Source organism: Rhizorhabdus histidinilytica (genome assembly GCF_900167915.1).
Taxonomy (GTDB): domain Bacteria; phylum Pseudomonadota; class Alphaproteobacteria; order Sphingomonadales; family Sphingomonadaceae; genus Rhizorhabdus; species Rhizorhabdus histidinilytica.
Genome location: NZ_FUYM01000001.1, coordinates 556,335 through 574,473, shown reverse-complemented (window position 1 = coordinate 574,473; position 18,139 = coordinate 556,335). Strand labels below are relative to the sequence as shown.

Here is an 18,139-nt window from a genome sequence, read left to right as displayed (position 1 = left end):
CGGCGGGCGTTCCGATACCACGATCCGTTCGTCCCGAGCGAAGTCGAGGGACGTTGGCTCCCGGAACGTGTCTCGACTTCAGCCAAAGGCTGAAGTTTATCCCGAGCGCCTGCCTTGCAGGCAGTCGAGGGGCTCGACACGAATGGGTGGCTTGAACCGATCCCTCCCTAGGAAGCGTGCGCCCCGCCGCCCGAAATCTCGATCCCGCGCCCGGTGATCATCGCCGCCTCGTCGCTCGACAGGAACAGCACCGCCGCCGCGATCTCGGACGGCTGGACGCAGCGGTGGATCATCTGGTGGTGGCTGGCGACCTCGGCCTGCTGCTCCAAGGTGAACATCGAGGCGATCTGCGGCGTGGCGGTCAGACCGGGCAGCACGCTGTTCACCCGGATATTGTCGCGCGCATAGGTACAGCTCGCATAATGGCTGAGGTGGATCACTCCCGCCTTCGCCGCCGAATAGGATGCCGGCGCCGAAGGGGTGAAGATGCGGCCCGACATCGATGCGGTGTTGACAATCGTCCCGCCACCATTGGCCTTCATCACCGGTATCTCGTGCTTCATCGCTAGGAAGGTGCTGGTCAGCGAGATCTGGACGGTCCAGTTCCAGTCCTCCAGGCTCAGCTCCTCCAGCGAGCCGAGCTTCGCCGCGCCGACATTGTTGAAGGCGTGGCGGACCGGGCCGTGCGCGGCGCAGGCCGCCTCGACCATCGCCCTGACCGATGCCTCGTCGGTCGCGTCGGTCTCGACGAAGCGGGCCTTGCCGCCATCGGCGACGATCGCGTCGCACACCGCGCGGCCCTTGTCGCCGTCGAGCTCCGCGATGGTGACGAGCCCGCCCTCGGCGGCGAAGGCGCGCGCGGTCGCCTCCCCGATGCCCGATCCGGCGCCGGTCACGATCACCGAGCGGCCCTCGAAACGGCGGTTGCTGCTCATACTGTGTCTCCTGTCGGAAGCGCCGTCAGCGCGGCGATGCGGTCTGCGGCCTCTTCGGCCCAGAAGGGATTCCAGGCCTCGAATTCCTGCGGCAGGGTCGGCGGATGCGGATGCGCGGCCCAGCCGGTGAAGGGCGCCGTCGGGCGCCGCTGCCAGTCGGCGGCATACCAGTGCTTCTCCTGCCGGCGGACGAAATACCAGGCGCCGTCGCGCCGTTCGTAGCTATCAAAATAGGCGATCGCCATGACGATCCACTGGCCATCGGCCTCATGCTCGGCGCGGCAATAGACCACGCCATGGGCATGGTCGGCATCGTCGAACTCGATCCGGTGGCCGCATATCTGGTGGATCGAGCGGTAGAAGGTCCGCACCGCCGGCTCGATGATCGAGCGCAGCACCGCGCGGCCCGATCCGCGCCGCCCGCAATTCACGTCGGGGACGAACAGCCCGACCCAGGCGTCAAGGTCGCGCCCGTCGACCGCCAGGGCGTAGCGGATCGGCAGTTGCTGGATCGCCGCCTGCGATTCCAGCCGGTCGATGCGTTGCTCGATGGCGGTCATGTCAGCCGCTCCAGGCTGGCGGGATCGAACGGCAGGAAGGGCTCGCCCGCCACCGCCTTGGTGAACCAGGCGGGATCGTTGAGGATCGCCCGGCCGACCGCGACCAGGTCGAACTCGCCGCGCTCGAACCGCTCGACCAGCAACGGCAGGTTGTTCACCGACTGCTGGCTGTCGTCGATATGCTTGGCATTGCCCCGCGCCTTGTCGAGCGCGACGCCGCCCACCGTCATCGACGCCTTGCCGGTGAGCTTCTTCGCCCAGCCGGCAAGGTTGAGGCTCGACCCTTCGAAGGTCGGCGTGTCGAAATAGCGCTGGCTGGCGTCGAACAGGTCGACCCCGGCATCGGCGAGCGGGCCCAGCAGCGCGCCGAGCGCGTCCGGCGTGTCGGCGAGCAGCGCCTGGTAGTTCTGCATCTTGAACTGCGAGAAGCGCAGAACGATCGGCCGGGCCTCGCCGATCTCGGCACGGATGGCACGGACCACCTCCGCCCCGAACGCGGCGCGGCGCATCGGATCGCCGCCCCAGCGGTCGTCGCGCCGGTTGGTATAGTCCCAAAGGAAGGTGTCGATCAGATAGCCGTGCGCGCCGTGGATCGCGATGCCGTCGGTGCCCAGCGCCACCGCGTTGCGCGCCGCCAGCGCATAGGCGGCGATGACGTCGGCGATGTCGCTGTCGGTCATCGGCGGCACCGGCGCCAGGCTCGCCTCGCGGCCCTCGGGCCGGAAGGAGATCACCCCGTCGGCCGGGCCCCATATCCCCGACGGCCGCATCGGATTGCCTGTCCCGGTGCCGGCATATTCGACGTTCCACATCGGCCCCTGGTGCCAGAGCTGGGGCACGATCCGCCCGCCCGCCGCATGGACCGCGTCGATCACCTTGCGCCAGCCCTGCAGCACCTCGACCCCGTCGATGCGCGGGATGTCGGGATGATCGGCGGCGGCATAATGCGGCAGCGCCACGCCCTCGGTCAGGATCAGGCCGAGGCCGGTCGCGGCGCGGCGGGCATAATAGCTTGCCACCTCCCCGGTCGGCACGCCGGCCGGCGAGCGGTAGCGCGTCATCGGCGCCATCACGACGCGGTTGGGCAGGTCCAGGCCGCGCAGCGCGAACGGCCGCAGCAGCGGTTCGATCGCGCTCATCTCATTGTCCCGTGAAATTGGGCCGGCGCTTCTCGAAGAAGGCCTTGCGCTTCTCGGCGGTGTCGCCGGTCGACTGGCTCATGAAGATGGCGCGGTTCTCCAGTTCGATCGCCGCCTCCAGGCTCGGCGCGTCGGCGTTGATCCACATCGAGCTCTTGGTCAGCGCGATGCCGATCGGGCTGTTGGCCATCACCGCGTCGGCGAGCGCCAGCGCCTCGTCCATCAGCCGCTCGTCGTCGACGCAGCGCAGCACCAGGCCGATCCGTTCGGCCTCCTCCGCCATCACCGCACGGCCGGTCAGCATCAGCTCCGCCGCCCGCTGGGCACCGACGAGGCGCGGCAGCATGTAGCTGAAACCCAGTTCATGGCCGGTGCCGGCATTGTGGAAGGCGTTGACGAACTTGGCCGATCGCGCGGCGATCGTCATGTCGGCGGCCAGCGCCAGCGCATAGCCCGCCCCCGCCGTCGCGCCGTTGACCGCGCAGATCACCGGCTGCGGCAGCGCGCGCATGCGCAGCGGGATCTGGCCCAGCTTGTCCATGATCCGGCGCTGCCACTGCGCCTTGCCCAGCCCCTCATCCACCCAGTCGGGAGCGCCGCCGGCGCGGGTGTCGTGCCCCGCACAAAAGGCGCGGCCGGCGCCGGTCAGCAGCACGACGCGGACGTCATGATCGTAGCGGACCGCTTCCAGATGATCGATCAGCTCGCCATACATGGCGTAGCTCAGCGAATTGAGCGCGTCCGGACGGTTGAGCGTGAGCCGGCAGACGCCTTCGGCCGGGGTGTCCCGCAAGATGTCGCCCATGCGGCCTCCAATCCTATCCTCGGTTGTTCTCGGCCCAGCAATTGGACCAACCCCGCCGCAAAGGCGAGAGCCGCGGCCCTCCCGCAAAGCGCGCGGATCGGCATATCATGGTTGTGAACAGGCGGGCGGCGTCCCTTGCCATGGCCGCAGGCCATGACGAGGGATGATCGGGCAATTGCAGGTTGAACCATGGCCAGACTACCCCTCGAGAATATCCGCGTCCTCGATCTCACCCGCGTGCTGGCGGGCCCGTTCGCATCGCAGGTGCTCGCCGACATGGGCGCCGATGTGATCAAGATCGAGCGGCCGGTGGTCGGCGACGACGCCCGCATATTCGGCGAGCCCTATCTGCGCGACGCCGAGGGCAACCGCACCCGCGAGAACGCCTTCTACATGTCGGTCAACCGCAACAAGCGGTCGGTGGCGCTCAACATCGCCTCCCCGCGCGGCCAGGCCCTGATCCGCAAGCTGGTCCTGTCGTGCGACGTGGTGATGGAGAATTACAAGGTCGGTGACCTCAAGCGCTACGGGCTCGACTATGAAAGCCTGAAGGCGACCAACCCGCGCATCATCTACTGCTCCGTCACCGGCTACGGCCAGACCGGGCCGCTTGCCGCCAAGCCGGGCTATGACGCGGTGTTCCAGGGCGAATGCGGGCTGATGAGCGTGACCGGCGTGCCCGACGGCAAGCCTGGCGCCGGGCCGATGAAGGTCGGTCCCAGCATCATCGACCTGTTCACCGGGCTCAACGTCGCCAACGCGGTGCTCGCCGCGCTCTACCATCGCGATGCGGCCGGCGGCGAAGGCCAGTATATCGACGTCGCCCTGCTCGACTGCGGCATTTCCGCCCTGTCGCACTATGCCCAGATCTACCTGACCTCGGGCGAGGTTCCGGTGCGGCGCGGCACCCAGGGCAATGGAGGGATGCCGACCAGCAAGTTCGCGTGCAGCGACGGCGCGATCATGATCACCTCTGGCAACGACAAGCAATATGTCGCGCTGTGCGACGCGGTCGGCCATCCCGAGCTCGCCACCCATCCGCGCTTCCACACCAACGTGCTGCGCGTCCAGCATCGCGACGAGATCACCGAGGTGTTCGACGCAATCTTCGCCACCAATACCGTTGCCTACTGGCTGGAGAAGCTGGGCGAAGCCGGCATCCCCAGCGGCCCGATCAACGACCTGGAGCAGGTATTCGACTATCCCCAGGCGCAACATCGCGGCATGCGCGTTCGTGCGCCGCACCCGCTCAAGCCAGATCTCGACCTGATCCGCAGCCCGCTCAACTTCTCCGCGACGCCGATCACCGACTATCGCGCCCCGCCAATGCTGGGCGAACATACCCGCGCGGTGCTCGCGGGGGAGCTGGGCCTGAGCGAGGCGGAGATCGATGCGCTCGGGGACGAAGGGGTGATCTAGCGCAGTATGTGCTTAAGCTTCCGCTCCTCCCGAGAGTGTCCCCGCTCACCCTGAGGAAGCATTGGCCTAGTCGAAATGCTGTCTCGAAGGGGCGCTCGAGGCTCAAATATCCTTCGATACGGGCCTTCGCCAAGGCTCAGTCCCACCTCAGGATGAGCGGTAAGGCACTTTCCACCTCTCAGGATGTGCGGTTCGCCATCAATTCTCCGGGATCATCGCCCCGACCGCCGCCCAATAGTCGGGCGAGCCATAGATATATTCGACATAATGGCCGAGCGTCGCGCGCGCATCGGCGTAGAAATAGGTCATGCCGTTGGATTGGGAATCGATCGGGATCGCGAAGCCGCGTTCCCGCGCCGTCCGCTGCAGCGCCTCCAGCTCGGCGAGCGTGTCGAGCCGCTGCGCGACATGGTGGAAGTGCAGCGGGCCGGGCCGGTCGAGCGGCTCGCGATAGAGGTCGACCGCGCCGCCGAGCGGCTGGATCAGCTCGATCTCGAGGTCGCCGGTCCGCCCGAGCGCGATATGGCAATGCGCCTCGGCGCCGACCCGATCGACCGGAAAGCGCATGTCGCGCAGCTCCAGGAAGTGCTCGATGCCATGGCCGGATCGCAGCGCCGCCAGCCCCGCATCGAAGTCGGCGGTGACATAGGCGATCTGGTGGAATGTGCCGCCGAGCAGGTTCTGCATCTCCGTCTCCTTCACGATCAGGCGTAGCCGCGCCGAGCGCGATAGCCGGCGAAGCGCTCGCGCAGGCCGTCGGCGGTGAGGCCGAAATCCTCGGGCCGGTAGCGCGGCCCGGCGGTGGCGCGGCGCGGATGGGCGTCGAGCCAGGCCTGCATCGCCGCCTCGGTCGACGCGTCGAGCGTCAGGCCGAAATGATCGTAAAGCCGCTTGACGGTGCCGAGCTGGTCGCGGGTGAAATCGCGGAACTCGATATCGAAGAAGCGATTGCCGCTGCCGGCGCGCACCCGCTCGGCGCGGTCGAGCGCCATCGCCCACATCTCCGCCTCGCGCTCGCCGATCGCCACGGGATCGGCGCGATCGCCCGCAAAGACGCGTTGCGCGGCGAGAATAAGGTTGCAGATCGACGGCATCGCCTCGACTGGGTCGCGATGCGTCTGGACGATCATCGCATCCGGAAAGACGTTCAGCACCTCGCCGAGCGAGAAGAGATCGGTCGGGTTCTTGAGCAGCCAGCGGCGGTCGTCGCCCTTGCCAATCAGGCGCAGCACGTCGGCCAGCCAGCGATAGCTGTCGCTGTCGTCGCGATCGCGATACCAGAGGTCGTAGCGCGGCACCGGCCACATCGACGGCCACATGTTGCTGGCGAAACCGGTGGCGAGGATGAACAGCGATTCCTCGATCCCCTCCGCCGACATCATATGGTCGTCGAGCATCTCGGGCGCGCTCGCGACGAAGGCAGCGATCGCATCGGCGACGGCGCGATACTGCGGAATGTCCTGCCACCGGTCGCGCGGCGGGCGCGGCATCGGCGCCACCGTCAGCCAATGCTCGGGCCCCTGGAACTGCGGATCGAGCGAGAGCAGCTGGTGGAGCGCGGTGGTGCCCGAGCGGACCAGCCCGGCGATGATCAGCGGCTGGCGGATCGGCGTCGACCGCACCTCGCCGTGCCGCCGCAACCCGTCGACCGCCATCGCGCGTGCATCGAGGAACTGGCCGATGCGGAAGGCGGTCGCCTGGGCGAAGGCCTCGGGCAGGTCGAGCGCGCGGATGTCGGACAGCAGCCGGTCGAGCCCCTCGCGGAAGCCAGGATCGCCGAAGTCGGACAGGCCGGTGCGTACGGCCGAAGCCGCGAGCATTGCTTCGGGCGCGAGCAGGTCCTGCGCGCTCATGCCGCGATCCACGGATCGACATGGACCTTGGTCTGGGTCGATCCGGTGCGCAGCGCCTCGAAGTTCACCGGCAGCGCGTCGAGCCCGATCGTCTCGCTGATCATCATGCGCGGCGCGACATGGCCGGCGTCGAGCGTGTCGGCGCAATGCCGGAACTCGCGCAGGTCGTAGGCGAAGGAGAATTTCATCGTCACCTGCTTCCAGGTGGCGAGCGACGGGATGATCGGGTCGGGGCTTCCGCAGAAACCGAGCGAGACGATCGTGCCACCCGGCCGCACCAGCTCGACCGCCTTCTGCATCAGGCCGACCGCCCCGGCACATTCGAGCACCGCGTCGGGCAGACCGCCCAGCGCCGCCGCCAGCCGGTCGCCCTCGCCTTCACCAAACGCCTCGAACCCGTCGGCGCCCATCGCCGTGGCGAGGTCCGCTCGCCGCGCCGAGCGCGACATGGCGACGATGCGCCCGGCGCCGAGCAGCCGCGCCCAGTAGATCGCGGCGAGCCCGACCGCGCCGGCGCCGAGCACCGCGACCGTCGCGCCCGGCTTCAACTCGGCCAGAGCGACGCCGCGCAGGCCGACCGCAAGCGGCTCGACCAGCGCGCCGTCGGCCATCGACAGCGTATCGGGCAGGTGGATCGCGGCCGGCGCGTAGATCCGCATATATTGGCCGAAGCCGCCGATCATGCCCGCCATCGCGGTACAGCCCAGCGGAAAGCCGGCCAGGCAGGACGCGCAATGGCCGCACCCCTTGGCCGGCATCGCCGAGACACGCTGGCCGACCTTGAGGTTCGACACCGCCTTGCCGACCGCGACGACCTCGCCGGCATATTCGTGGCCCAGGGTGGTGCCGGCGGGATAATCGGCATAGCTGCCCGACGTCATGCTGATATCGGAACCACAGATGCCGCAGCGGCACACCTTGATCACCGCCTCGTCGGGGCCAGGCTCGGGATCGGGCACCTCCTCGATCGTCATCGGCCGGCCGGCGCCGTGGAACATGGCGGCTCGCATCATCCCTCCTCCGCGCCGGTTCCGGCGTCCTTCTGTCACCGGGATGTGGCCGGGCGCGCCACTTCGTTGCAAGATCGTCCACCAAGGGATCGCAACTATGATGCCGCCACTACATAGAAGACGAAAACGGGCTCCCAGCCCTAGGAATACAGGATGACCGAGATCAGATTCATCGATGCGGACGGAACGGTGACGATCGCGCGGGGCGACAATGGCTTCTCGCTGATGGAGGTCGCCAGGCGCCACGGCGTCGCCGGCATCGTCGCCGAATGCGGCGGCTCCTGCGCCTGCGCGACCTGCCATGTCCATATCGACCCCGCCTGGCTGGAGGCGGTGGGCGAGCCCAGCCCGGGGGAGGCCGACATGCTCGACTTCGCGCGCGGCCGCCGGCCCGACTCCCGGCTGTCCTGCCAGATCCGGGTCACCCCCGCGCTCGACGGTCTGACCGTCCATGTCCCCGAGAGCCAGGGGTAGAACGAACCGAAACCATCCGTTCGTGTCGAGCCCCTCGACTGCCTGCGAGGCAGGCGCTCGGGACGAACGGTGCAATTTACCAAGGCGGACTCTAGCCCAGCCTGGCCAATGCCCCGAGCATCGCGGGTTCGTCGCCGAGCGGATCGAACTCGGCCTCCAGCATTCCTTGCCATCCGATCCGATCGAGCGCGGCGAGGATCGATGCGAAGTCCAGTTCTCCCGCTCCCGGCTCGACCCGGCCCGGCATGTCGGCGATCTGGACCACGCGGAGGCGATCGGCCTGGGCCAGGATCGCGGCGGCGATATCCTCGCCGCCCAGCGCCATGTGGCAGCTATCGAGGATCAGCCCGAACGCAGCGTCGTCGATCCGGACGACGATCGCCGCCGCCTCGGCCATATGCTCGACCAGCGCGAGCGGTACCCGGATGCGACTGACCGGCTCCAGCGCGAGGCGGATTCCGCGCTCTCGGGCCAGCATCGCCGCCCGGCCGAGATTGTCGGTCGCCCGCGCCAACTGGTCCGGGCGCGGGGCGCCGGTATCGAGCAGGACGAGGTTGACGACGCCGCCGACCCGCTCGGCCGCCGCGAAGGTCGGCGCGAGCGCGGCATCGAGATCGGGCTGCGACGCGCCCCAGAAGAAGCGCGGCCGCTCGCCAGGCGAGTCATGGGTGAAGCTCCCCATCTCCATGCCGAGGGCGCGCAGCCGCTCGCCCATGCGCCGCTGCACCTCGGGCGGGCGCAGCATCAGGCCGTTGTCGGTGATGCCGGCGAAGCCCAGCGCATGCGCCCGCTCGATCTGCGCGATCGGATCGATGCCGCCTTCGAGCAGCGGCCGATCGGGGGATGCGATGCCGAGATGCGCTGCGAAGCGCCGGCGCCCCCACAGCGGCGGTGTCAGGCCGCCGTCCATCGCGCCAGTGCCGCGTCGAAGTCTGCCCCGAGCGGCGGATCGATCTCGCCAATCTGCGCCGGGGTGCGCGACAGGCGCGGCGACGGCGCGGCCAGGGCGAGGTTCCCGAGCCGATCGCTGCGCACATGGCGCAGGCTGTCGCGCGCCCGAACGTGCGGATCGGCGAGCAGTGCATCGAGATCATTGATCGGCGTGATCGGGATGCGCCGGGCGACCAGCGCGTCGATCGCCTCGCTTCGGGTCCGGCCCGCCATCCAGGCCGCGACACGGGTATCATCGTCCCCTTCCCCGCCTCCGGCCAGCGCAATCAAATCCGCATGGTGGCGCGCGGTGCTGGCCGAGAGCGCGACGAAATGGCCGTCGCCGGTCGCATAGACGTTGCGCAGCACGCCGGGCAGCTTCGATCCGCAACGCATCGGCGGATCGCCCGGCGACCAGCGCTGCGCGGCATGGGCGACGATCTGGAGGATCGGCTCGTAGAGGCTGGCGTCGACCTGCTGACCCTTCCCGCTCCGCTCGCGCCAGTAGAGCGCGGACAGCACGCCGATCACCGCGCTCATCGCACCCACCGCGTCACCCAGCGCGACCGAGGGCAGCATCGGCGGCCCGTCGCCCTCCCCGGTCAGCCAGGTCAGCCCGCCAAATCCTTCGCCGATCGTGCCCGATCCGGGCCGGTCGGCATAGGGCCCGTCGGCGCCGAAGCAGGAGACGCTGAGCATCACCAGCCGGGGATTGATCGCCGACAGCGTCTCCCAGTCGATGCCGCGCTTGCGCAGCACCGCCGCCGGATAATTCTCGACCACCACGTCGGCCTCGGCGACCAGCGTCTTGAGCGCCTCGATCCCCTCGGGCGCGCGCAGGTCGAGTTCCAGGCAGCTTTTGCCGCGCGCAACCAGCGGCCACATCCTGCCGTCGCGGAACGGATCGCCGCCCGGCGGCTCGATCTTGAGCACGTCGGCGCCGAAATCGGCCATGATCGTCGCGGCGAACGGCGCCGCGTAGAGCGACGCCATGTCGATCACCTTGAGCCCGGCCAGCGCCGCCATCGCCGGATCAGCCATCGACCTGCTCTGTCGCCAGGAATTGCTCGCGCAGCTTGCGTTTCATGATCTTGCCCGTCTCCTCGCGCGGCAGCCGGTCGGTGACGACGATGTGGCGCGGTACCTTGTAGCCCGCCAGCCGGCCGCGCAGGAAGGCGCGCACCGCCCCGGCGTCGATCGCGCCGACGGGCTCGACAAAGGCGACCGGAGTCTCGCCATATTCGGCGTCGGGAACGCCGAACACCGCGCAGTCGCCGATCGCCTGGTGCTCGAGCAGCGCCGCCTCGATCTCGGCCGGGTAGATGTTGACCCCGCCGGATATCACCATGTCCACGCGGCGGTCACACAGGAACAAATAGCCTTCTTCATCCAGCCAGCCGATGTCGCCGCAGGTGATGAGGCCGTCATATTCGACAGCCGCGCGCTTGGCGGGATCGCCGTGGAAGGTGAAATCGGGGGTGCCGTGGATGCGCAGATAGACGTCGCCGACCGTGCCCGCCGGCGCCCAGTCCCCGTCCTCGCCGCGGATGCGCACCTCGCCGGTCAGCACCGGGCGGCCGACGCTGCCCGGCCGTTCGAGCCATTCGGCGGGACCGATCTTGGTGACGACGCCGGTCTCGGTCGATCCATAGGTCTCGTGCAGTACCGGCCCCCACCAGCCGAGCATCGCCCGCTTCACCTCGGGCGCGCAGGGCGCCCCCGAATGGACGACGTGGCGCAGGCTCGACAGGTCGTAGCGCGCCTTCACCGCGTCGGGCAGCCGCAGCAGCCGAACGAACAAGGTCGGCACCAGCGCGCTGTGGGTGATGCGGTGGCGCTCGATCAGCGCCAGGCAGGCTTCGGGGTCGAAGCGCTCCATGATCACCACCGACCCGCCCGCGCCGAAGGTGGCGGTCATCAGCGCCTGGCCGAACAGATGGTAGAGCGGTCCGGTGACCAGCGCGACATTGCCGGGGGCGCTGTCGTGGATCGCCGCGAGCACCCGCGCGCGCTGCGCCGATTCCTCGCCCGACGCGGGCAGCCGCCGCACCGCCTTGGGCCGCCCGGTCGTCCCCGAGGTATAGACCATCGACGAACCCAGCCCCGTGCCGGCGCCGGAATGAGATTCATGGCTGGCGATCCAGTCGTCATAGTCGATCCACCCGCGCGACGGATCGCCGCCGATCGCGACGACTGTCAGGCCGGCCGGAATGCGGTCCTCGATCGCCTCGAGCAGGTCGTGGTGGCCGATCAGCAGCCGCGGCGCGCAATCGCGCAGGACATAGCCGATCTCGTCGGCGTGCCAGTGCCAGTTGACCGGGACGCCATAGGCGTCGAGCCGCCGCACCGCGAGATTGGCCTCCAGCACCGCGAAGTCGTTGCGCAGCAGCAGCGCGACGGCGTCGCCCGCTCCCACCCCCGCCGCGTGCATCGCCGCCGCGAGCCGCGCGCCGCGCTCGACCTCCTCGTCGCGGGTGCGGATCCGGTCGCCGACGATGACGACCGGCGTCATCGGATCGGCCGGGTCACGGTCAGGCAGGTGCCCCAGCTGTGCAGCATCGCCGCGTGGAGCCCGCCCAGGCCGCCCGCGACCATGACGATGACGTCGTCGGGCGTCGGCGTCAGGTGGACGCGCCCCTCGGCCCCGATCCGGCCCAGCGCCTCGATCGGGGCGCGATATTCGGGGCGCCACCAGTCGATCGGCAGCGCGCATTTGTCCCACAGATAGGCCTGCACGTCGGCCATGTCGGGATAGGACCTGGCGATCACCTCGGCCCAGACCGGGTTGATCGCGCACAGCGTCTCCGAAAAGGCCGAGGAGGTGAGGAAGCCGTTGGCCCCCGGATAGGCCATCGACTTGGCGATGATGTCCAGGAACCCGTCGGCGCTGTCCGCCACCACGTCGCAGATATTGGCGGTGCCCATCGCACCGTAGACGGTCACCGCATCGCCCGCGACGCCGCGACGCTCGGCCAGCGGCGCCCAGGGCGAGCGCTCCTCCCACTCGCCGAAGACGATGCCGGCGACCCGCCCCGGCGTGCCGTACACGCTTTGCGAGGTGGCGTTGATCAGTTGTCCCGCGACGTTGCGCATGATCAGCCGGATCGCCCGACCGATTGCCGGCGCGGGACCGGCGACGCCGCCCAGGCAGCCCGCCTGATAGGGAATGTCGAGCGCGTTACGGATCGGGCCGTTGACGATGATCGCCGGCACGACCGATCCGGTCGTGGCATTGAGCCCGGCCAAGTCGAAACTCGGATCGGCCATCGCCTCGATCGCGGCGCAGAGCAACGGCATCGCGTCGCCTGTGCATCCCGCCATCACCGCGTTGACCGCGATCTTCTCGACGGTGCATTCGGCGCGCAACGGCGGCAGGACGGCGATCAGCTCGTCGGGGAAGCGCCCGCCAGCGACCAGGAAGTCCTGGACCCGCGCCTCGGTCGGCGGGATCAGCGGCAGGCCGTCGCCCCACCCCTGCGCCATGGCGAAGCGGTTGAAGGCGACGATATCCTCGTCGACCTCATGCCGCCGACTGCTCAGCCAGTCCGCCTCGCACCCCGAAATTCCGCAGGAACGATCGATATTGGTCTCTTGCAATGTCATCAACCTGGTCCCGTGGAAGGATGTCGAGCGGATAGGGCAGGACGTGGAGCCTGAGCCCCGAGCGGCCGCCCCGCTTGGCGAGATTATGGGCGAGCCCCTCGAAATGGGCGGTGGCGACGGCGATGGTCGGCATGCCGGTGGCAGCCGCCTCCAGCGCATCGGCGATCGTCCAGGAGGTGCAGGAGCCGCAATTGCCGAGGCCGACGATCGCGGCGTCGCTCTCGCGCAGCAGCGCGGCATAGTCCCTCGCCGCGGCCTCGCCCTCGGCGCCGGTCCGGCCGCAGCTCCGCCAGAAGGTCACCTCGGCGCCCTCGGCGCGCAGCCCCTCTGCCCAGATCGCGCTGACCCAGTCCCAGGACCGCCAAAGCATGTCGATGCGGATGGCGATGCGCTTGTCCTTCAGGACGCCGGCATCGGGCCCCGGATCGGCGACATCGTGCGCCAGCGAGGCGGTGGGATCGAGAACTTGGATCGTCATGACCTTCGCCTAAACGAATTTACATGTTGCATGCAAATTTAAAATGCGAACTGCGGTTCGGCAATCCCCCTGAAGCCCGTATCGATCGCGAACAGCCCGCCCGCCTGGTCGCCCAGCGGCTCATCGCCGGGCAGGTGGCGATGGCCCGCGCTGGTGAGGTAGAGCGTGGCGAGGTCCGGCCCACCGAAGGCGATCTTGGTCGGTTGCAGCACCGGCACCGGGATCAGCCGGTCCAGCTTGCCGTCGGGGGTGTAGCGCGCCACCGCGCCCTTCATCAGCAGCGCGACCCAATAGCCGCCCTCGCTGTCGACCTCGGCGCCGTCGGGCTTGCCCTCGACGGGGCCGAAGCGGACGAAGTCGCGCCGGTTGCCGGGCGTCCCGGTCGCTACGTCATAATCATAGGCGAACACCGCGTTCTGGACGGTGTCGGCCAGGTACATGGTCCGCCCGTCGGGGCTGAACGCCAGGCCGTTGGAGCAGGTGATATCCCTGACGATTGGAGCCAGACCCGTAGCGTCGAGCCGATAGACCGCCGCTCGGCCCGGGATCCGGTTCTCGAAGAAGCTGAGGTCGACCGAACCGACGACATAACGCCCCTGGCGGTCGCAGCGACCGTCATTGTAGCGCAGCGCCGCCTGATCATAGGGTGGCGGTGCCGCGACCGGGGTCAGCGCTCCACTCGCCCGGTCGAAGTCGAACAACCCGGTCCGCAGCGCCACAAGCAGCTTCTCCCCCCTGCCCCGGATCGCGAAGCTGCTGATATGGGCCGGCATCGTCCAGGCCTCGTTGCGTCCCGTCGCCGGATCGAAGGCGTTGAGCGTGAAGGCGAGCTGGTCGACCCAGAACAGCCGCTGCTCGGCCACCGACCAGACCGGGGTCTCGCCCGACTCCGCCCTGATATCGAGCACGCATTCGACCTGCGCCATGTCGCTTCTCCTCGCTTCCGCCCGCCGGGGCCCTCGCCCCGATCCACGCGCAGCATGCCCCGCCCCGGTCGCGCGGCAAGCCGCCGGGGGCGATCGGCGTCAAAGCATCATGATGGTGATCGGGGGTGCTTCAGCCGGTGGCGAGCGAGCGGAGATGGAAGGCGCGGGTGCGCTCGATATGCGCGCGCATGTGCCGCTCGGCGGCGTCGGCATCGCGGGCGACGACCGCCCTGGCGATCGCATCGTGATCGCCCAGCACCGCGCGCCCGCTCCAGCCTTCGGCCCGCGACAGGCGGCCGTTGAGCACGCGGAGCTGCAGCTCGATCTGGCCGAGCTGGCGGGCGAGCCGGTCGTTGCCCGCCGCCTCGCGGATCGCGGCATGGAAGGCCGCGTCGAGCTCGACATGCCGGGCGAGGTCGCCCTCCTCCAGCACCGCCTTGTGATCGGCGAGGATCGCCTCGAGCCGCGCGACGCCCGCCGCGTCGATCCGCTCGGCCGCGCGGCGCGCGGTCATGATCTCCAGCCCTTCGCGGATGTCGAGCAGGTCGAGTATCTCCTCGCGCCCGCCCGCGATCACCGCCATGCCCGCGCTCGACCGCGGCACCACCAGCCCCTCGCGTTCGAGCAGCAGCAGGCTCTCCCGCGCCGGGGTCCGGCTGACGCCCAGCCGGCGGGCCAGCTCGGGCACGCTAAGCCGCTCGCCGGGGGCGAGTTCGCCCGACAGGATCGCCTGGCGGATCAGTCCCGCGACCCGCCCGGTCAGCGCCTCGGGCCGCGCGAGCACCGACAGCGCCTTGCCGGCCTTGTCCTCCCGCCTCATCTCTCCGGATCCGTGCTCGCTCGCCATCGCGCCGTCATGCCGCGGGCGCGCGGCGGTTGCAACGGACCACCGCGAGTCGAGCCGGGGCGGCAGCCATTCGCCAACGGGCTCGACGGCAGGCATCACTATGCAGCGAGTACTACATAATTTTCGATTTAAGGAGGTCTCCTTATTCAAATATGTGATCCCAGCCCTCCAAATAAAGCAAGTGAAACTTCAGAAATAGAGGTGCGCCAGCCTGCGAGGGATCGCATACGCGATTGCTGGGCGACTTTGCCCCGCCATTATCGGCGTACTCCAGTCGACCTGTTAAGCTGCCCTCATCCCGTGAAGCACGTGCCTGCTTTAGGGCATCCAAGAACAAGGGAGGGGAAAATGAAACGATCACTACGCGTCGCCAGTATGGCGACTGTCGCGGCTCTGAGCATGATTTCGATCGAGGCTCATGCACAGCAAGCCGCCGCGGCGGCGCCGGCCGACGAAGCACCGGCCGCCGGCAACATCGACGACATCGTCGTCACCGCCCGCCGCCGCGCGGAACGCCTCCAGGACGTGCCGCTCGCGGTCAGTGCGGTGTCGACCGCCGCCCTCGAACGCGCCAATATCCAGAACGTCGCGCAGCTCAGCCGGCTGGTGCCCAGCCTCACCTCGGTGCCCGGCCAGGGCGGCAGCCGTTCGCTCCCCAACTTCTCGATCCGCGGCCTGTCGCAGCAGGAACTGACGATCCTCGCCGACCAGTCGGTGTCGACCTATATCGGCGACATCGTCGCGGCGCGCACCCAAGGCATCAACAGCGCGCTGTTCGACATCGCCTCGGTCGAGGTGCTGCGCGGGCCGCAGGGCACGCTGTTCGGCCGCAACACCACCGGCGGCGCGATCATCATCCGCCCCGCCCGCCCGACCGACGAGTTCGAAGGCCGGGTCGGCGTGACCGTCGGCAATCTCGACACCTTCAACGTCGAGGGCATGGTCAACGTGCCGCTCAGCCCCAACATCGCGATCCGCATCGCCGGCCAGCGCCAGCGCGACGACGGCTTCGTCTACGACGAGATCCTCAAGCGCAACGTCAACGACACGAAGCAGGAGGGCGCGCGCGCCTCGATCCTGATGCAGCAGGACAGCCTGGAATCGCTCACCGTCTACAATTATTTCCACGAGAATGACGGGGGCACGGCGAGCTTCCTTCAGAATGTCCGCGCAACCGGATCGCTCAACGGCGCCGCGGTGCGCGCATCGCGCGGCTATCGGCCGCTCGAGGACCTGCTGGCCGAGCAGCAGGCGCGCGGCATCTATCGCATCGCCAACGGCTCACCCATCTTCACCAAGGTCGAAACGCACGACATCGCCAACACGACCAGCTTCGACCTGTCCGATACGATCAAGCTGAAGAACATCGTCGGCTATCGCCATGTGAAGGATCATATCTTCGACGACATGGACGGGAGCTCGAACTCGCTGCACCCGCAGGAGCGCATCGATCGCGCCAAGCAGTTTTCGGAGGAGTTCCAGATCCTCGGCGACACCGCCAATCTGAACTGGATCGCCGGCCTCTATTATTTCCGGGAAAGCGGCCGCAACCAGGGCATCTCGGCGGTAGGCGCGATCGATCCGGGCCTGGTCGAGCCGGACAATGTCGCGGCGTTCCCCGGCACGGCGTACAGCAACACCGACACCGCCGCGCGCAACACCAGCTATGCGGCCTTCGCGCAGGGCACCTACCGCTTCGGCAACGGGTTCAGCCTGACCGCCGGGGTCCGCTACAACCACGACAAGCGCGAGGCGACGATCCGCAACCGCACCGCGACCGCCTGCCGCTTCACCCGCGATCTCGACAATAATCCGGCGACGCCCGAAACCGCGGTGCCGCTGGCGCAGTGCGAGCTCGGCGTGAAGGACAGCTTCTCCGAAGTCACCTACAATCTCAGCCTCGAATATAAGATCGCGGCGGACAAGCTGGTCTATGTCGCCCACCGCCACGGCTACCGCACCGGCGGCTTCGGCGCCCGCGCCTCGACCGAGGCCGGCCTGCGCCGCACCTTCCGGCCCGAGACGGTCGACGATATCGAGGTCGGCGTAAAGGCCGACTGGCGGATGGGTGACGCCTTCCTGCGCACCAACCTCGCCGGCTACTACGCCAAGTACAAGGACATCCAGCGGCTCCTGACCGATCCGGTGGCAGTGCCGCCGACGACGGTGACCACCAATGCCGGCAGGGCGCGCATCTACGGCATCGAGGCGGACATCCTGTTCCGCCCGGTGAAGATGATCGAACTGACCGCGAACTACGCCTATACCAACGCCAAGTTCACCAAGTTCATCTACCCGGACGGCAGCGATCACTCGAACGATCCGTTCGCCCGCGCGCCGCGCAACGTCTATACGCTCGGCGCCCGGGTGATCGCTCCGCTCGACGAGAGCCAGGGCGACGCCTCGGTGGGCGTCAACTATTACCACACCGATCACTTCAGCGGGAACGACACCTATGTCGCTGGCTATACCGATGTGAAGGGCTACAGCCTGCTCAACTTCGACGCGAGCTGGAACCGGGTGATGGGATCGGGCTTCGACGTGGCGCTGTTCGTCAACAACGTCACCAAGAAGAAATACGACTTCCTGCTGATCAACCTCGACAGCCTGGGTTACACCAGCCACACGCCCGGCCTGCCGCGCACCTATGGCGCGACGCTGCGCTATCATTTCTGAAGATCGCCGCATGCCGCGGTGATACCCCGGTCACCTCCCCTTCCGCCGCTTCCGTCCAGGCGGTGGCGGCGGGACGGAGGCGGCGGTCCCTCGAAGCACTGGGACAACTGGGAGGTTTGGCGGATGCCGTCAGGCCTCTTCTTTTGTCCGACGGCCCGAGGCACCCCGGCGGCCCGGGCGCGTTGTTCCTGCTCCAACAAGGAGCATTGTCATGACCGACCTCAGCGGAATCCGGGAGCATATGAACATCATCGGCGCCGACGGCGTCCATGTCGGCACCGTCGACGCGGTCGAGGGCGACCGCATCAAGATGACCAAGGCGGACAGCGGGTCGCACGGGGACCATCATCATTATCTCTCCGCCGGGCTGGTCGCCGCCGTCGAGGGCGACGCCGTCCGCCTTTCGGCCACGGCGGCGTCGGCGGTGCTGCTGGAGGAGGAGAAGGGTGGCGGCGCCCTCGCCGACGATCGCGACTGAGCGGCC

The 18,139-nt window shown here is 68.5% G+C and carries 18 protein-coding genes; 4 read left to right on the top strand and 14 right to left on the bottom strand.

Annotation, left to right across the window (positions count from 1 at the left end):
• Positions 1 to 167: 167 nt before the first annotated feature.
• From B5X82_RS02745 to B5X82_RS02730, 4 genes are read right to left on the bottom strand one after another with little or no spacing between them, the layout of a single operon-like run.
• Complete coding sequence (locus B5X82_RS02745) at positions 168 to 935, bottom strand: SDR family NAD(P)-dependent oxidoreductase (RefSeq protein WP_079646484.1); 768 nt, start codon at positions 933 to 935, stop codon at positions 168 to 170.
• Positions 932 to 1,495, bottom strand: coding sequence for a nuclear transport factor 2 family protein (locus B5X82_RS02740; RefSeq protein WP_079646483.1), 564 nt, complete (start codon positions 1,493 to 1,495; stop codon positions 932 to 934). The genes B5X82_RS02745 and B5X82_RS02740 overlap by 4 nt, the downstream gene beginning before the upstream one ends.
• Positions 1,492 to 2,634, bottom strand: a complete 1,143-nt coding sequence (locus tag B5X82_RS02735; RefSeq protein ID WP_079646482.1) for an NADH:flavin oxidoreductase — start codon at positions 2,632 to 2,634, stop codon at positions 1,492 to 1,494. The genes B5X82_RS02740 and B5X82_RS02735 overlap by 4 nt, the downstream gene beginning before the upstream one ends.
• A gap of 1 nt (position 2,635) precedes the next feature.
• Positions 2,636 to 3,439 (bottom strand): enoyl-CoA hydratase/isomerase family protein, encoded by an 804-nt coding sequence (locus B5X82_RS02730; RefSeq protein WP_079646481.1) that lies wholly within the window; start codon positions 3,437 to 3,439, stop codon positions 2,636 to 2,638.
• A gap of 189 nt (positions 3,440 to 3,628) precedes the next feature.
• Here B5X82_RS02730 and B5X82_RS02725 point away from each other — a divergent pair, with 189 nt between their 5' ends.
• Entirely contained in the window at positions 3,629 to 4,858 is a 1,230-nt protein-coding gene (locus B5X82_RS02725) for a CaiB/BaiF CoA transferase family protein (protein ID WP_079646480.1), read from the top strand.
• A 198-nt stretch (positions 4,859 to 5,056) separates the two neighbouring features.
• On the opposite strand, the gene B5X82_RS02720 is transcribed toward B5X82_RS02725, so the two are convergent.
• From B5X82_RS02720 to B5X82_RS02710, 3 genes are read right to left on the bottom strand one after another with little or no spacing between them, the layout of a single operon-like run.
• Positions 5,057 to 5,545 (bottom strand): VOC family protein, encoded by a 489-nt coding sequence (locus tag B5X82_RS02720; protein ID WP_235862578.1) that lies wholly within the window; start codon positions 5,543 to 5,545, stop codon positions 5,057 to 5,059.
• 17 nt (positions 5,546 to 5,562) lie between these two features.
• Positions 5,563 to 6,711, bottom strand: a complete 1,149-nt coding sequence (locus B5X82_RS02715; protein WP_079646478.1) for a sulfotransferase family protein — start codon at positions 6,709 to 6,711, stop codon at positions 5,563 to 5,565.
• The gene (locus tag B5X82_RS02710) at positions 6,708 to 7,724 is read right to left on the bottom strand and encodes a zinc-binding dehydrogenase (protein ID WP_321185797.1); all 1,017 of its coding nucleotides are present in this window, start codon (positions 7,722 to 7,724) and stop codon (positions 6,708 to 6,710) included. The genes B5X82_RS02715 and B5X82_RS02710 overlap by 4 nt, the downstream gene beginning before the upstream one ends.
• A 150-nt stretch (positions 7,725 to 7,874) precedes the next feature.
• On the opposite strand from B5X82_RS02710, the gene B5X82_RS02705 reads away from it, so the two are divergent.
• The gene (locus B5X82_RS02705; RefSeq protein WP_079646477.1) at positions 7,875 to 8,195 is read left to right on the top strand and encodes a 2Fe-2S iron-sulfur cluster-binding protein; all 321 of its coding nucleotides are present in this window, start codon (positions 7,875 to 7,877) and stop codon (positions 8,193 to 8,195) included.
• 91 nt (positions 8,196 to 8,286) lie between these two features.
• Here the strand turns inward: B5X82_RS02705 and B5X82_RS02700 are convergent, their stop codons facing one another.
• The 7 genes from B5X82_RS02700 to B5X82_RS02670 all read right to left on the bottom strand — a co-directional run bounded on the left by B5X82_RS02700 (position 8,287) and on the right by B5X82_RS02670 (position 14,952).
• Entirely contained in the window at positions 8,287 to 9,105 is an 819-nt protein-coding gene (locus B5X82_RS02700) for a sugar phosphate isomerase/epimerase family protein (RefSeq protein WP_079646476.1), read from the bottom strand.
• Complete coding sequence (locus B5X82_RS02695; RefSeq protein WP_079646475.1) at positions 9,090 to 10,166, bottom strand: CaiB/BaiF CoA transferase family protein; 1,077 nt, start codon at positions 10,164 to 10,166, stop codon at positions 9,090 to 9,092. The genes B5X82_RS02700 and B5X82_RS02695 overlap by 16 nt, the downstream gene beginning before the upstream one ends.
• Positions 10,159 to 11,637, bottom strand: a complete 1,479-nt coding sequence (locus B5X82_RS02690) for an AMP-binding protein (protein WP_079646474.1) — start codon at positions 11,635 to 11,637, stop codon at positions 10,159 to 10,161. The genes B5X82_RS02695 and B5X82_RS02690 overlap by 8 nt, the downstream gene beginning before the upstream one ends.
• Positions 11,634 to 12,728 (bottom strand): hypothetical protein, encoded by a 1,095-nt coding sequence (locus B5X82_RS02685; protein ID WP_223811333.1) that lies wholly within the window; start codon positions 12,726 to 12,728, stop codon positions 11,634 to 11,636. Before B5X82_RS02685 ends, B5X82_RS02690 begins: the two co-directional genes overlap by 4 nt.
• Entirely contained in the window at positions 12,646 to 13,206 is a 561-nt protein-coding gene (locus B5X82_RS02680; RefSeq protein ID WP_079646472.1) for a UGSC family (seleno)protein, read from the bottom strand. The genes B5X82_RS02685 and B5X82_RS02680 overlap by 83 nt, the downstream gene beginning before the upstream one ends.
• Before the next feature lie 38 nt (positions 13,207 to 13,244).
• Entirely contained in the window at positions 13,245 to 14,132 is an 888-nt protein-coding gene (locus B5X82_RS02675) for an SMP-30/gluconolactonase/LRE family protein (protein WP_079646471.1), read from the bottom strand.
• A 130-nt stretch (positions 14,133 to 14,262) separates the two neighbouring features.
• Entirely contained in the window at positions 14,263 to 14,952 is a 690-nt protein-coding gene (locus B5X82_RS02670) for a GntR family transcriptional regulator (protein ID WP_235862577.1), read from the bottom strand.
• 426 nt (positions 14,953 to 15,378) lie between these two features.
• Here B5X82_RS02670 and B5X82_RS02665 point away from each other — a divergent pair, with 426 nt between their 5' ends.
• Together B5X82_RS02665 and B5X82_RS02660 are read left to right on the top strand one after the other, a co-directional pair.
• Positions 15,379 to 17,655, top strand: coding sequence for a TonB-dependent receptor (locus B5X82_RS02665; protein WP_235862576.1), 2,277 nt, complete (start codon positions 15,379 to 15,381; stop codon positions 17,653 to 17,655).
• Positions 17,656 to 17,866: 211 nt separating this feature from the next.
• Positions 17,867 to 18,133, top strand: coding sequence for a DUF2171 domain-containing protein (locus B5X82_RS02660; protein ID WP_079646468.1), 267 nt, complete (start codon positions 17,867 to 17,869; stop codon positions 18,131 to 18,133).
• Positions 18,134 to 18,139: the final 6 nt, after the last annotated feature.

Bases quoted from the DNA above. Each gene is read 5' to 3' on its own strand.
- B5X82_RS02745 (WP_079646484.1), bottom strand. From the start codon at position 935: ATGAGCAGCAACCGCCGTTTCGAGGGCCGCTCGGTGATCGTGACCGGC.
- B5X82_RS02740 (WP_079646483.1), bottom strand. From the start codon at position 1,495: ATGACCGCCATCGAGCAACGCATCGACCGGCTGGAATCGCAGGCGGCG.
- B5X82_RS02735 (WP_079646482.1), bottom strand. From the start codon at position 2,634: ATGAGCGCGATCGAACCGCTGCTGCGGCCGTTCGCGCTGCGCGGCCTG.
- B5X82_RS02730 (WP_079646481.1), bottom strand. From the start codon at position 3,439: ATGGGCGACATCTTGCGGGACACCCCGGCCGAAGGCGTCTGCCGGCTC.
- B5X82_RS02725 (WP_079646480.1), top strand. From the start codon at position 3,629: ATGGCCAGACTACCCCTCGAGAATATCCGCGTCCTCGATCTCACCCGC.
- B5X82_RS02720 (WP_235862578.1), bottom strand. From the start codon at position 5,545: ATGCAGAACCTGCTCGGCGGCACATTCCACCAGATCGCCTATGTCACC.
- B5X82_RS02715 (WP_079646478.1), bottom strand. From the start codon at position 6,711: ATGAGCGCGCAGGACCTGCTCGCGCCCGAAGCAATGCTCGCGGCTTCG.
- B5X82_RS02710 (WP_321185797.1), bottom strand. From the start codon at position 7,724: ATGATGCGAGCCGCCATGTTCCACGGCGCCGGCCGGCCGATGACGATC.
- B5X82_RS02705 (WP_079646477.1), top strand. From the start codon at position 7,875: ATGACCGAGATCAGATTCATCGATGCGGACGGAACGGTGACGATCGCG.
- B5X82_RS02700 (WP_079646476.1), bottom strand. From the start codon at position 9,105: ATGGACGGCGGCCTGACACCGCCGCTGTGGGGGCGCCGGCGCTTCGCA.
- B5X82_RS02695 (WP_079646475.1), bottom strand. From the start codon at position 10,166: ATGGCTGATCCGGCGATGGCGGCGCTGGCCGGGCTCAAGGTGATCGAC.
- B5X82_RS02690 (WP_079646474.1), bottom strand. From the start codon at position 11,637: ATGACGCCGGTCGTCATCGTCGGCGACCGGATCCGCACCCGCGACGAG.
- B5X82_RS02685 (WP_223811333.1), bottom strand. From the start codon at position 12,728: ATGACATTGCAAGAGACCAATATCGATCGTTCCTGCGGAATTTCGGGG.
- B5X82_RS02680 (WP_079646472.1), bottom strand. From the start codon at position 13,206: ATGACGATCCAAGTTCTCGATCCCACCGCCTCGCTGGCGCACGATGTC.
- B5X82_RS02675 (WP_079646471.1), bottom strand. From the start codon at position 14,132: ATGGCGCAGGTCGAATGCGTGCTCGATATCAGGGCGGAGTCGGGCGAG.
- B5X82_RS02670 (WP_235862577.1), bottom strand. From the start codon at position 14,952: ATGAGGCGGGAGGACAAGGCCGGCAAGGCGCTGTCGGTGCTCGCGCGG.
- B5X82_RS02665 (WP_235862576.1), top strand. From the start codon at position 15,379: ATGATTTCGATCGAGGCTCATGCACAGCAAGCCGCCGCGGCGGCGCCG.
- B5X82_RS02660 (WP_079646468.1), top strand. From the start codon at position 17,867: ATGACCGACCTCAGCGGAATCCGGGAGCATATGAACATCATCGGCGCC.